The following is a 13,155-nucleotide window of genomic DNA, read 5'->3' on the forward strand; positions in this document are numbered from 1 at the left end:
ACGTTATGATGAAGTGGATGCAAATGGAGGCTATATAATGAAGAAATTCTTCAAATGGACAGGACTGATTGTATTAGGATTGCTTGTCGTCGCGATCGCCGGCTTTTTGATTTGGACACAGTTCACGTACGGACCGACCGATGAGGCGACGCAGTATGCAGAAGAAGCGAACGTCGTCGACAACCGTCTCGAGTTCGGAGACACAGCGAGTGAGGTCGGAATCATTCTTTACCCAGGGGCAAAAGTCGAGAAGGAGGCATATGCTTATTACGGTACACGATTAGCGGAAGAAGGAGTCTTCGTTGCGATTCCGTCGCTTCGTCTCAACTTAGGCATTTTAGATATCGACGCGGCGGCCCCGATCATCGAGGCACATCCGGAGATCGAACGCTGGATCGTGGCCGGTCATTCCCTCGGAGGTTCGGCGGCATCGGGGTATGCACTTGAGCATCAAGAGTTGGTGGAGGGTGTCATTTTCCTCGCCTCGTATCCGATCAGTTCGATGGTCGACAGCGACTTACGCGTATTATCGATCTCTGGTGAATTGGATGGGCTAGCTGTACCAGAAGATATCGAGGCAAGTCGAAGTGATCTTCCTGAAGATAGTCAATTCGTGCAAATCGAAGGCGGGAACCATGCGAACTTCGGGATGTATGGTCCACAAAAAGGAGATCAGGAAAGTCCGCTCACATCGAAAGAACAATTAGATGAAGTCCTTTCAGCGATTCTTGAATGGTTATAAAAAACGTGCGCACCTGCATCGAGGTGCGCACGTTTTAGCGTTGGTCGAGCGAATAACTGACTGCGGTCAACCCGGCTGTGACCAGGGCGACCAAGCCGCCGACAAGTGCGAGCGTCATGATAGGGCTCGTCGCATAGACGACACCACCGAGAGCGGAACCGAGTCCAATTCCGACGTTACTCGCCACGGGCATAAGTGACGAGGCGAGACCTTTGGCGTTCGGGTTGAACTTCTCCGCCAAATCAATCAAATAAATTTGAGTTGATGTCGTCAATAAAATGGCCATGAACGACATGAGCGCGATGTTGAGAAGACCTAGCGTCACATTCGACGTCGTCACAAATAATGCAGCTAATACGAACGCTTGGACGAGAAAGACGAACCGTAAGCGTCCGATTGGATTGTGACTAGCAATCTTTCCAGCAGCAATGTTACTGAAGATCGAAATGAATCCGTATGCGAATAGGATTGGACTTACCCAGGCGACCGGTACGCCGAGTACATCTTTTAAAATCGGTACGAGATACGTGTACACGACATACGTTGCCCCGAAACCAAACGCCGGAATCAAGAAGGCAATCAAGATGCGAGGGTTCGTCAGCAATGCCAATTGTTCGCGAAGTGATGCTTTTTCTTGAGACAGTTGGTTCGGCAAGACACGATAAATCGCGATCCAGGCGATTGCGCCGAGTGTGGTCGTCAACCAAAACGTTGACTCCCAGCCTGCCTGTTGTCCGATAAACGTTCCAATTGGAACACCGAACACGTTGGCCATCGTGAACCCACCAAAAATAAAGGATACTGCGACTCCACGCTTCGCCGGTGGGACACTCTCACTGGCGACGAGCATGGCAAGCGAGATCAACACGCCGGTGACGACGGCCGTCAACATGCGTAAGATGAGTAACCACTCATATATCGGTGCCAGACTGCTCAGTAAGTTCAGGAGAGTGAACAAGATGGTCAGGCCTAGCATCAATTTACGTTTCGGAAGATGACTCGTCAATGACATCATGATCGGCGTGCCGATGGCAAAACTGATGGCGAATGCCGATACGAGACTTCCGGCCGTCGCAATAGAGATGGCTAAACCGGTTGCGATGTCAGGCAAAATTCCGACAATGACAAATTCACTCGTTCCGAGAACGAAGGTTAATAAGGATAAGGATAAAACTAAAGTCCAGTCGCTTCGACTGAGCGAGCTTGTCTTCATAATCAAACACTTCTTTCTAGTTCATTCATTAGTAGTTAGACATCAGTCTTCTATCACGTTACAAGATTTTCTCCAAAAGAAAAACCCTTTTCTCCCAACTAGGAAGAAAAAGGTGAATTAGCGCCAAAACACGGTCGCTTCGACACCGGCGTGGTCAGAAACGATAGGACCGTTCTCTCCGTCAAAGACGACGGCATGGCGTGAAACGTGAATTGGGGCGTTCGTCAGCATCAAGTCGATGCGGAGCGATTTCTTGTTTTCATCCCATCCGGCGATCTTCCCCTGAACGGTCGCATCACCTTCGCGTTCGGTCGCAAGATGGAACAAATCTTGGAGTCCGTTCTCCATCAAATAATCGTATCCTTCTCCTCGGAGGAAAGCATCGTTATTGAAGTCGCCGAGTAGAAGCGCATGGTCGTCATGCTCGACGCGACGCAACAGTTCATCGAGTTGATGTTTCACCGGTTCTTCTTCGTCATGCCACCACCCGAGGTGACACGAGTAGACGGTCGTCGGAGCATCTGCTCCTTCGATGACGGCTTTGACAATCTTGCGGGACTTGTAATTGTCTGGGTCCGTCGTCTTTGATACGAAGAACGATTCTGTTGATAGGAACGGTTTACGTGACAGGATGGCGACGCCTTCCTCATAGATATCATATCCGTAATGGGCAAAATCCCATGTCATATGGTAGTGAACGTCCAACTCTTTTAAGCGCTCGACGAGGACGTGTGCAAAGTTGTTCTCGCGGATATTCCCATAGATGAGGGGGGCCTCTTTATGTTGATTGACTTCTTGAAGCGCAATGAGATCGTACTCTTCACTCGCAATGCGTTCGACGATGGCATCGATTTTCTCTTGTTGACGGTCTTCTAACCAGGCGTGACAATTGAGCGTTAAGATATTCACGATAGTCCTCCTTTAGAAAAAAGGCCAACTCTCGAGCGAGTTGGCCAGTAGATTATGCACCGATGACGTCTTGAATGTCTGATTTCAATACGTCGGCTTTCGGGCCATAGATGGCTTGGACTCCACGGTCTTTCACAATGAGACCCATGGCGCCATTTTTTTTCCATTCTTGTTCGTCAGAGACGAGTGTGACGTCTTTGACAGTCACGCGAAGGCGAGTCATACATGCATCGACATCTTCAATGTTTTCTTCCCCACCGAGAAGTGCGATAATCCCCATGACTTGTTCGTTACCTGTCACAGATGACTTCTCTGTCGTCTCTTCCATGTAGTTTCCGTTACGTCCTGGTGTCGGCAAGTTCATCTTCTTGATGAAGAAGTTGAACACACCGAAGTTGAGGAAGAAGAACGCTACAGAGACGAGAACGAAGTTGATCAAGTCTTGAAGAAGTCCCGCTTTGACGATCATCGGGATGCGCGTCAAGAGTTCGATCGCACCGAAAGCATGGACGCGTAGGTCAATGATGTCTGCCAATGCGAAAGCGGCACCTGCCATGAGTGCGTAAACGACGTAAAGTACTGGAGCCACGAACATGAACATGAACTCGATTGGTTCCGTGACACCTGTCAAGAAGACAGCGAGTCCAGCTGACAAGAACATCGGCTTGTATTGTGCTTTCTTCTCAGCATCGACGTTACGGTACATCGCATACGCGGCACCAATCAAAGCAGCGAATGACAAGATGACTTGACCGACTTTGAAGCGGGCAGGAACGACATCAGCGAGAAGAGCATTGTATGCAGCTGTATCACCAGCAGCACGCAAGTTAACGAGATCCGTCACCCATGCCAACCAGAGCGGGTCTTGCCCAGCAACGACCGACCCTGCTGTTGCGCCTGTTAAAATCGTATATGTTCCACCAAGCTCCGTGTAGTTCATTGGTACCGTGAGCATGTGGTGTAAACCGAACGGCAAGAGAAGACGTTCGAGCGCACCGTAAATGAACGGGGCGAGGACTGGTGCCGTGTTACGTGATGTGGCGATCCACTCACCAAAGCTGTTGAGCGCACCTTGGATTGTTGGCCATACAATCGATAAAACGATAGCAGCAACGACTGAGCCAAGGATGACGACAAATGGTACGAAGCGCTTTCCGTTGAAGAACGAAAGGGCGTTCGGTAACTTGTTGAAATTGTAGAAACGGTTGTATAGTGCACCACCAAGGAAACCGGCGATGATCCCGACGAACACACCCATGTTGAGGGCAGGTGAACCGAGTACAGATGTGAAGTAGTCTGCGACGACAAGGTTTGCACCGAAGAGTGACTCGATTGTCGCTTCAGAATCTTGAAGCATAGCGCCATTGACACCGAAGATGGCACCTGTGACGCGGTTGATCAAGATGAAGGCGAGAAGTGCTGCGAACGCACCGCCTGCACGATCTTTTGCCCACGAACCACCAATCGCGACTGCGAAGAGGATATGTAAGTTGACGATGATGCCCCAACCTAAATCTTCAATGATGCGAGCTGTTGTTAATAAGATACTGACATCTCCGGCTGACATGCCAATCAATTTCCCGATAGAAATCATTAAACCGGCAGCTGGCATGACGGCGATGACGACCATTAAAGCCTTACCGAGTTTCTGCCAAAAATCGAATGAGATCAATTGTTTCATACTATACGCTTCCTTCCTGTGAGGGAATTTTATCTATTTTTATGTTTGCCAATAGTGCAATCGCTTGCATAAATGATTGTAATCGATTGCATAAATTCATGCAACCGTTTTCCTTATTTTCATTTGTTTTCATTTTTTGATGGGAAACGACATGTATGAGGCGAACTTGTCAGCCGAATCGAATCTAGCTACAATATGATAGGTTGAAGGGAGCGAGAAAGATGGGTTGGAGACAGACCACATCTGCTTTGACGAAGGATGAGCAGATTGAATTAAAAGAAGAGTTATTACAGAAGGGCGTGTTGAAGGAAGACGATCTTCCTCTATATGAGATGCTCATGCCAGACCGTATCAAACGGATGTATGAAGTGTTGAATACACGAACGAACCATATCACGATTTTGACGGAAGGTGTGGACGATCCGCACAACCAATCCGCCGTGTTGCGTTCGGCCGATGCGTTCGGTGTACAAACCTTACACGTCGTCGAAGGACGGGCGAAGTTCAAACCGAACTCGATTATCGCAAAAAGTGCCGACCGTTGGGTGGATGTCGTGGAACACGGGTCGATTGAAGAAGCGATTGATGCTTTAAAACAAGACGGCTATCAAGTGTATGCGACGGCGTTAAGCGAAGAGGCAATCCCGCTCGAAGAGGTAGATGTGTCGAAGCCGACGGTTCTTCTATTTGGAAATGAACATAGTGGCGTCTCGGAGGCGGCATTGAAGAAAGCGGACGGAAACTTTGTCATTCCGATGCAAGGGTACGTCCAAAGCTTGAACATCTCTGTGGCGGCTGCGATTTCCTTATATGATGTCACGACACGGTCACGCCATATCGTGACGGACGGCTATGAACTGCCTGTCGAGGATCAGGCACGCATCTTTAAAGATTGGATGGTTAAGAGTTTACCGAAGCGTACACTCGGGCTTTATAAACAAAAAGGTGTCACGGCTTTCGAACGGGAGACAGGAAATTCGGAATGAACGGCGAAAAGAACAGACGTACGGAATCTTTGTCCAGAAACTGAAAGGGGATGGAACGATGAGTACGACGAGTTCATTTATCGTAAAAGATGTGACGAACAACTTTAAAGATTTTGAAGAGGATTTCTTCCGACTGTATCGCACACTGTATGGTGATCTCGATCAGTTGCGTTTTAAAGAACGCCTGTATCGACACGCTAACCCGTTAGTGCTCTTAGCTTTCTCAGAAGAGCAACTGGTCGGTTTTAAAATCGGTTATGAGGCAGAGCCTTATCGATTTTATAGCTGGGCGGGTGGGGTACACCCAGACTTTCAAAAGCACGGCATCGGTCGCAAGCTGATGGACACACAACTCGAATGGGTCGAAGCGCAAGGATTCCATTCGATTCGGACGAAAGCACGCAATACGAACAAAGGGGTCATCATCTTGAACCTCCTTTGCGGATATGACATCATGGGCGCCTACACAGAAGATGGCGAGCCACGCATCATGATGGAGAAACAATTGAACAGTTGAATGGATGCCGCGGTCGAATGATCGCGGTTTTTTGGTGAAACCGATTCGACTGAATGAACGTACATAAAGAAAAAGGGGGAATTTGAAATGACAGTTTTTGGATTTGGAGGAGATCCGTTTAGTGACTCCATGGGGGACTCATTCTTTACCGGAGTGTTCGCTGTGTTTCCCATCGTGTTCATGGTTATCTTCGGTCTCATTATTTTTGCGTTCGTTAAAACGATTTTTCATCATTCTAAAACATCGAGCACGTTGAAAGACTTGCAACGATTCGCCTCGCAGCTCGCCGATGATCCAGACGATGACACGGCCGAGCGATTGGCAGACTATTTACAGAGTGTTGATTCCTTCTCCATTGAACGGACACGGATGGAACCGTTCCGTGTCGCGCTCGGGTGCTATCAATTGGTGATGGAGTCGAGATCCGTTCGCGAAGAGACGAAAGAGCGGGTTGATCGCCAATACAAGCGTCTCGGCATTTTAGATGGGGAAAAATTTGCTGACGAAGCACCGCCACGTCGACGTTCTTCTTCATCGAGTCATCATGATATCCACCACAACCACCATGACCATATGTAAAAAAGCGAAGGGATTCCTTCGCTTTTTTACATATATCGTGAAGCATCAAAGTCAATGTCGGTCTGATAGCGTACGGCCTGAATGGCACTTTCGATTCGAATAGCGCGCTTTTTAATATCGCGTGCCTTCAAGCGATAAAGCTCTGGATCGTATAAGGCGTGTTTAATCACGGTAACCCCGTGCACATATTCTTTCTTCGGACGAATTGACAGTTTTTCATAAAGCTTCGCCTGGACACGCAACTGAATGGCGAGTTCGATGGCCTCTACGAGCGGGAGTGGACCGTCATGCGTTTCGACGACGGCTCGGACGTTCGCCTCTTGAATCAAGCGGTCGAGTTGACGTAAGTCTAACCGGATGTGTTCAAGTTCCATCTCGATGTCTTGGAGCGAACGGGACTGAATCGTCGGAATAGACTCATTCGCTTGAAGCGAGATGAATGCCACGTGTTCAATCTCTTCGGTCAATGTATCGATTTGCTCATGGAGCAACTGTTTTAACGTTAGGGCATCTGCAAGGTTCATATCGATTTCCTCCTTCTGCTTTCTCTAACCGTACCATATCAAGGTGACTGAAAAAAGATGGATGACATCTCAGATTGCGGGAATAAAACAAAATAGAAAGGAGGAGGGACGATGAAGAAATGGAAAGCACAATGGATGATTGCACTCGTCCTACTCCTGTTCGGGACGGCGACGTTCCTTTACCAGTGGATTGATGTCAGTCCAGGCGATATCCGGGACTATATCATTCGATTCGGTTGGTTAGCTCCTTTAATTTACATCCTCTTGTTCACCGTGCGTCCGCTCATCCTGTTTCCGACGTCCGTCTTATCGGTCGCCGGCGGTTTGGCGTTCGGGATCTTACCGGGTGTCGTCTATACCGTCATCGGGGCGACACTGAGTGCTCTCGTCGCGTATTACGTGGCCATCTATTTCGGCGATCGTTTCTTGCATCACTTCGAATCGAAGAACTATGAAGCCATTCAGCACAAAATCGAAGAGGACGGATTCTTTTATGTACTCATCTTACGTCTCATCCCACTCGTCAATTTCGATTTGGTCAGCTATGCTTCCGGGTTGGCAAAAGTGAAAGTACCAGCTTATCTGTTTGCGACCGTCGTCGGTATGATTCCTGGGGCGTTCGCGAACAATTTTCTCGGAAGCAGCATCGCGAGCGGAGATTGGACGCTGATTGCATTGGCGTTCGGAATCATGCTCGTGCTGACGCTCATCGCGACCGTGTTCCGTGAACCGATCAAACGACAGATTCATCGCTATCAAAAAAAGTAGGCGACTCCGTTTGGAGCGCCTACTTTTCGATTAACGGTTGTCGACCGTCTCAGGGTAGAGGTCATGGTTGAACAAACGATGCTCCGCCATTTTTTCGTACTTCGTACCCGGTTTTCCGTAGTTGTAATACGGATCAATCGAGATACCGCCACGCGGTGTGAATTTGCCCCACACTTCGAGATAGCGTGGCTCCATCAACTTGACGAGATCTTTCCCGATGACGTTGATGCAGTTCTCGTGGAAGTCTCCATGGTTACGGAAGCTGAACAAGTACAACTTCAATGACTTCGACTCAACGAGTTTTTCATCCGGGATATACGAGATGTAGATCGTCGCAAAATCAGGTTGGTTCGTGATCGGGCACAGGGACGTAAATTCCGGTGCGTTGAATTTGACGAAGTAGTCGTTCTCCGGGTGACGGTTCGGGAACGCCTCGAGGACGTCTGGTGTGTATTCAAAAATATAAGGGACGCTCTTCTGTCCTAGGAGCGAGAGGTCTTGTAAGTCTTCTGGTCTCATGATTATTCTCCTTACACGCCACGTTCGTTGGCGTACAGTAATGTGTGTAGTTGTGGCAGGACGCGGACGCTTTGCCACGATGGGTCGCGTGCGACGTCTTCCCATAGTTGTTTTAAACGACGGAGCTGGGCATCGGTGATGTCTCCATCAGCCCCGGGCTCCGGGTTACCGGCAGACAAATACATGACGTCCGGTGAATAGCGTTGCTGCACGTCTTTCGCATAGGCGAGATCCACTTCATCGAAGACGGCGACTTTAAATGTCGTCTGTTCCGGGCGCAATCGATTGACGATGTCGTCCAGGTGTTCCCAATTCGTCTTCATACCGGATGATGGGGGTTTCGGACTGAGGGTCACGTCGTCGATTTGTGTAAGCCAGTCCTGATAACGACTGCCCTGTGTCTCGACGGCGAGTGTGACGCCACGTTCTTTCAACTTCACGACGAGGTCTTCCATGGCCGCAATCAGGAGCGGGTTACCACCGGAAATGGTGACGTAATCGTACATGCCAAGTGCGTCAAGGCGTGCAATCACCTCGTCGGCCGTCAACATGTCCGGTTTTTCTGAACCGTCCCATGTGAAGGCGGAATCGCACCACGAACAGCGATAATCGCAACCGGCGGTCCGGACGAACATCGTCTTCTGCCCGATGGCACGTCCTTCTCCTTGGAAGGTCGGTCCGAACACTTCTAAAACTGGGATTTTCACGATTCCACCAACCATTCACGGCGGAACTCTGCGTACGACGTCGGCGTTTCATATAGACGCACGAACTCGACACGGACGTCTCGTTCATTCGGTAAATGCGTCGCCAGCTGTTCAAAAATCCAATAGCACATGTTTTCTGCAGTCGTATTCATATAAGGGAGTGACTCGTTCAAATAGCGATGATCGAGATATGGCTCAAGCTCTTCTTTGAAGATCTTTTTCAAGTCACCAAAGTCGAGTGTCATGCCGCGATTGTCGAGAAAGCCGCTGACACCCATCTGGAGCTTATACGTATGACCATGGAGGGCACGACATTTGCCGTCATAATCAAAAAGATGGTGCGCCGCATCGAACGTCACTTCTTTGACGATTTGAACGCGATGCGGGCAATAGATGAGCGACCCTTCTTGTTTCGATTCGACACTGGTTGGGGCGAGGAACGGAGCATGTTTCATACGCGCACCTCCTCATAAGCTGTGAGTCCGTTTTGGCGAAGCTTACACGCTGGACATTCACCACAGCCTGAACCGATGACACCGTTGTAGCAAGTGAGCGTGCGTTCTTTGACGTAGTCAAATGCACCGAGCTCGTCGGCGAGTGCCCACGTCTCTTTTTTATCGAGCCACATGAGCGGTGTGTCGATGACAAATGGATAGTCCATCGCTAAGTTGAGTGTCACGTTGAGTGATTTAATGAATTGGTCTCGGCAATCCGGGTAACCTGAAAAGTCCGTTTCACATACACCGGTCACGATGTGATGCATACCGAGTTGTTTGGCCATGACGGCCGCAAATGATAAAAAGAGATGGTTGCGTCCATCGACGAACGTATTTGGGACGTCCGCATTGTCGATGTCGAGATCGTGTCTCGTGAGCGCGTTTGATGTGAGTTGTCCGAGTAGGGACAAGTCGAGGATGTGGTGTGGGACATCGAGTTCTGCCGCGATTTCTTTTGCGACTTCGATTTCCGCATCATGGCGTTGACCATATGCGAACGTCACCGCCTCCACATGGGAGAATTGTTGTTTTGCCCAAAATAGACAAGTCGTTGAATCTTGGCCACCACTAAAGACGACCAATGCTTTTTCGTGTTGCATGAAGCACACTTCCTTTTCGCTAGTTTTGATGTCGGAGGAGGTTACGAACTCCGGAGGTCACCCTCAAGCATATAATTTATCATAAAAAGGCGTTTGACAGGGAGAAAGGAAGCGAGTATAGTAAAAAACATCACTGACATGCTTTTGTGCATAAAAGCGTTTAAGCGGTTAGGCGAAATAATAAATAATCAGGATATAACGAAAGGAGGGGACGTCGATGCAGATGAAAGGAAAAGAAGCTGTATTCGTCGTGTTGATGAGCGGGATCACCTTGCTCGCACTGATGTTTTTGGCCAAAGCGACGCCACATATGGCGATTTTTGGCACAATGGTAATGGTAGGTGGATACGCGTATTATCGTTCACGCGACTTCAAACAGATTGAAACGGCGATGATCAACGGGATTCGTGAAGCCATCATGCCGGTGTTGATTTTGTTGTTGATCGGGATGCTCATCGGAGTATGGCAAATGTCCGGGACGGTCGCGACGATCCTCTCTATCGGTTTAAATACAATTTCCGCTGAATGGTTCTTACCGAGTGTCTTATTGATTACGATGATCGTATCGACATTCACAGGAAGTGCGTTTACAACAGTCGGAACGGTCGGTGTCGCCTTGTTCGGAATCGGGACGGCACTAGGAATCTCGCCAGCGCTCGCTGCAGGTGCCATCGTCTCGGGGGCCCTCTTCGGAGACAAGATGAGCCCATTGTCGGACACGACAAACTTTGCGCCAGCAGTGGCGGGCGTCAAATTGTTCGATCACATTCGCTTCATGATGGGGACAACGATTCCAGCGTTCATCATCACACTGATTTTATTCACGTTCCTCGGTCGAAGCGGTCAAAGTGCTGACACGACACAAATCGCAGAGGCGCAAGCCGCATTAAGTGGACGTTTCAACCTCTCGTGGCTCACATTGATCGCTCCTGTCCTTGTCGCAGTGCTCGCGTTCCGCCGGATGCCGGTCTTGCCGACGATGCTCGTCGGAATGTTTGCCGGTGTGTTGACGGCTGGTTTCGTTCAGGGCAACTGGAGCATCTCGAACTGGCTCGGTGTCATGCAGTCTGGATTCAAGTCAGGTGTAGAGAATGAGACAATTGCGACGGTGCTCGATCGTGGTGGTCTTGAGTCGATGCTCTGGTCGGTCAGTCTAGTCTTGATCGCCCTCGCATTCGGTGGCTTGTTACGTGAACTCGGTGTGTTCCAAGCAATCGTTGAATCGTTGCTCGAGCGTTTGAAATCACCAGGAAGCTCGGTTCTCTCGGTCGTCCTCAGCTCGATCGGTGTCAACTTGCTCGCAGGAGAACAGTACTTGTCGATTCTCTTGCCAGGTCAGGCGTTCAAACAAGGCTTTATCGATCGTGGGATTGACCCACGCTATTTGTCACGGGCACTTGAGGATGGCGGGACTGTGATCAACCCGCTCATTCCATGGGGTGTCTCCGGAGCATTCTTCGCAGCGACACTCGGTGTACCTGTATTGGAGTACGCACCATTTGCGTTCTTCCTCTGGCTCAGCCCGGTCTTCTCTGTCATCTTGGGATACATCCGATTGGGGAAGCAACGTGAATCACTTAAAATCGCATCATAATGTCAAGGTGTCCTGCTATGCAGGGCATCTTTTTTGTATGCACCATATGACTTTTGAGAAAATAGGAAAAACGGAGGTGGAACCATGAAGCGACTTGATTTGGCATTTTATGAACAACCGACACTCGACTTGGCACGTGCCTTGCTCGGACAATATTTGGTGAGGCGACATCCGGAAGGTGATATCATCGCGAAGATTGTCGAGACAGAGGCTTATCTCGGTGCCATCGACCGAGCGGCACATAGTTTCGGAGGACGTCGAACGAAGCGGACAGAAGTCATGTTCGGAAAACCCGGGCATGTGTACACGTATCAAATGCATACACACACGCTCCTGAACGTTGTCAGTGGTCCGGTGGGCACACCGGAAGCCGTCTTGATTCGAGCCGTTGAGCCGATTCAAGGGCAGACTTCCATTGCGGTGAATCGTCCTGGGGTGAAGCGATATGACCAGACGAACGGACCTGGTAAGTTGACGAAAGCGTTAGGAATCACGATGGATTTATACGGACATTCGTTCCAACAAGACCCGCTCTATATCGCTGAAGGTGAGACAGGAATCGTTGTCGAGGCGGGTCCTCGCGTCGGCATTCCGAATACAGGCGAGGCGCGTGACTACCCGTATCGTTTTTTTGAACGCGACAATCCGTACGTCTCGAAGTTCCGTTGAATGCATGCAGTGATGTTTAAGTGATTCATGCCAGTGGAACAGTCCCTATGTGCATAAAACAAACAGAGGGAGTGTTTTTGAAATGGCAAAAGTAGCAACGCTCATTACAGATATGTTTGAGGATGTAGAATTCACGGGACCTCGTGACGCATTAGTGGATGCGGGGCATGACGTCGTGACAATCGAGAAGAAAGCAGGCAACACGGTAGAAGGGAAGCAAGGCGAGGCGAAAGTGAACATCGATCAATCGATTGATGACGTATCGCCAGAAGATTTCGATGCCCTTCTCTTACCGGGTGGGTTCTCACCTGACTTGTTGCGAGAAGACGAGCGTTTCGTCTCGTTCGCCAAAGCATTCATGGACGCGAAGAAACCTGTGTTTGCCATCTGTCACGGACCACAGCTGTTGATTACGGCGAAGACGCTAGAAGGTCGTGACGCGACCGGCTACAAATCGATTAAAGTCGACATGGAGTATGCTGGGGCCAAGTATGCGGACAAAGAAGTCGTCGTCTGTCAGAACCAACTCGTGACGAGCCGTCAACCGGACGATATCCCGGCGTTCAATCGCGAGATTCTCAACTTATTGAAATAACACGTCAACCACGGGATGAATCTCGTGGTTTTTTTGTGTTTTCGGGAATAGAAAGG

At 49.5% G+C, this 13,155-nt stretch carries 16 protein-coding genes; 8 read left to right on the top strand and 8 right to left on the bottom strand.

From position 1 onward, the window contains the following. The first annotated feature begins 37 nt into the window (after window positions 1-37). On the top strand, window positions 38-742 hold the full coding sequence (locus tag KNO75_RS11545; RefSeq protein WP_214821844.1) for an alpha/beta hydrolase: 705 nt from the start codon (window positions 38-40) through the stop codon (window positions 740-742). Window positions 743-776: 34 nt separating this feature from the next. Here KNO75_RS11545 and KNO75_RS11550 read toward each other — a convergent pair whose 3' ends face one another. The 3 genes from KNO75_RS11550 to KNO75_RS11560 all read right to left on the bottom strand — a co-directional run bounded on the left by KNO75_RS11550 (window position 777) and on the right by KNO75_RS11560 (window position 4,545). Further along, on the bottom strand, window positions 777-1,955 hold the full coding sequence (locus KNO75_RS11550; protein WP_214821842.1) for an MFS transporter: 1,179 nt from the start codon (window positions 1,953-1,955) through the stop codon (window positions 777-779). Between the two features lie 117 nt (window positions 1,956-2,072). Further along, window positions 2,073-2,864, bottom strand: coding sequence for an endonuclease/exonuclease/phosphatase family protein (locus tag KNO75_RS11555; protein ID WP_214796061.1), 792 nt, complete (start codon window positions 2,862-2,864; stop codon window positions 2,073-2,075). Window positions 2,865-2,916: 52 nt separating this feature from the next. Beyond that, the gene (locus tag KNO75_RS11560) at window positions 2,917-4,545 is read right to left on the bottom strand and encodes a PTS transporter subunit IIBC (protein ID WP_214821839.1); all 1,629 of its coding nucleotides are present in this window, start codon (window positions 4,543-4,545) and stop codon (window positions 2,917-2,919) included. A gap of 221 nt (window positions 4,546-4,766) precedes the next feature. Between KNO75_RS11560 and KNO75_RS11565 the strand changes: the two genes are divergently transcribed. The 3 genes from KNO75_RS11565 (at window position 4,767) to KNO75_RS11575 (ending at window position 6,627) form a co-directional block, all read left to right on the top strand. Then, window positions 4,767-5,531 carry a TrmH family RNA methyltransferase gene (locus KNO75_RS11565; RefSeq protein WP_214821836.1) on the top strand — a complete coding sequence of 255 codons (765 nt, stop codon included), beginning with the start codon at window positions 4,767-4,769 and terminating at the stop codon, window positions 5,529-5,531. Next, window positions 5,491-6,048, top strand: a complete 558-nt coding sequence (locus KNO75_RS11570) for a GNAT family N-acetyltransferase (RefSeq protein WP_214790301.1) — start codon at window positions 5,491-5,493, stop codon at window positions 6,046-6,048. The genes KNO75_RS11565 and KNO75_RS11570 overlap by 41 nt, the downstream gene beginning before the upstream one ends. An 87-nt stretch (window positions 6,049-6,135) precedes the next feature. Then, entirely contained in the window at window positions 6,136-6,627 is a 492-nt protein-coding gene (locus KNO75_RS11575; protein WP_214796069.1) for a hypothetical protein, read from the top strand. A gap of 26 nt (window positions 6,628-6,653) precedes the next feature. Here the strand turns inward: KNO75_RS11575 and KNO75_RS11580 are convergent, their stop codons facing one another. After that, window positions 6,654-7,151: a hypothetical protein gene (locus KNO75_RS11580; protein WP_214821833.1), complete on the bottom strand. Its 498-nt coding sequence runs from the start codon at window positions 7,149-7,151 to the stop codon at window positions 6,654-6,656. Window positions 7,152-7,262: 111 nt separating this feature from the next. Here KNO75_RS11580 and KNO75_RS11585 point away from each other — a divergent pair, with 111 nt between their 5' ends. Next, window positions 7,263-7,919 carry a TVP38/TMEM64 family protein gene (locus tag KNO75_RS11585; protein WP_214796073.1) on the top strand — a complete coding sequence of 219 codons (657 nt, stop codon included), beginning with the start codon at window positions 7,263-7,265 and terminating at the stop codon, window positions 7,917-7,919. Window positions 7,920-7,949: 30 nt separating this feature from the next. On the opposite strand, the gene queF is transcribed toward KNO75_RS11585, so the two are convergent. From queF to queC, 4 genes are read right to left on the bottom strand one after another with little or no spacing between them, the layout of a single operon-like run. Then, the gene (queF, locus tag KNO75_RS11590; protein WP_015880473.1) at window positions 7,950-8,438 is read right to left on the bottom strand and encodes a preQ(1) synthase; all 489 of its coding nucleotides are present in this window, start codon (window positions 8,436-8,438) and stop codon (window positions 7,950-7,952) included. Window positions 8,439-8,449: 11 nt separating this feature from the next. Next, window positions 8,450-9,160, bottom strand: coding sequence for a 7-carboxy-7-deazaguanine synthase QueE (gene queE, locus KNO75_RS11595; protein WP_214821829.1), 711 nt, complete (start codon window positions 9,158-9,160; stop codon window positions 8,450-8,452). After that, window positions 9,142-9,600, bottom strand: coding sequence for a 6-carboxytetrahydropterin synthase QueD (queD, locus tag KNO75_RS11600; RefSeq protein WP_015880475.1), 459 nt, complete (start codon window positions 9,598-9,600; stop codon window positions 9,142-9,144). The genes queE and queD overlap by 19 nt, the downstream gene beginning before the upstream one ends. Beyond that, a complete protein-coding gene (queC, locus tag KNO75_RS11605) occupies window positions 9,597-10,241 on the bottom strand; it encodes a 7-cyano-7-deazaguanine synthase QueC (protein ID WP_015880476.1) in 645 nt (214 codons plus the stop codon). The genes queD and queC overlap by 4 nt, the downstream gene beginning before the upstream one ends. 217 nt (window positions 10,242-10,458) lie before the next feature. Between queC and nhaC the strand changes: the two genes are divergently transcribed. The 3 genes from nhaC to KNO75_RS11620 all read left to right on the top strand — a co-directional run bounded on the left by nhaC (window position 10,459) and on the right by KNO75_RS11620 (window position 13,099). Then, window positions 10,459-11,835: a Na+/H+ antiporter NhaC gene (gene nhaC / locus KNO75_RS11610; RefSeq protein ID WP_214817915.1), complete on the top strand. Its 1,377-nt coding sequence runs from the start codon at window positions 10,459-10,461 to the stop codon at window positions 11,833-11,835. A gap of 84 nt (window positions 11,836-11,919) precedes the next feature. Continuing rightward, complete coding sequence (locus tag KNO75_RS11615) at window positions 11,920-12,504, top strand: DNA-3-methyladenine glycosylase (protein WP_214817913.1); 585 nt, start codon at window positions 11,920-11,922, stop codon at window positions 12,502-12,504. Between the two features lie 82 nt (window positions 12,505-12,586). After that, window positions 12,587-13,099: a type 1 glutamine amidotransferase domain-containing protein gene (locus tag KNO75_RS11620; protein ID WP_026824537.1), complete on the top strand. Its 513-nt coding sequence runs from the start codon at window positions 12,587-12,589 to the stop codon at window positions 13,097-13,099. The last annotated feature ends 56 nt before the right edge of the window (window positions 13,100-13,155 follow it).

This window comes from Exiguobacterium sp. s35, assembly GCF_018617535.1.
Lineage (GTDB): Bacteria > Bacillota > Bacilli > Exiguobacteriales > Exiguobacteriaceae > Exiguobacterium > Exiguobacterium aestuarii.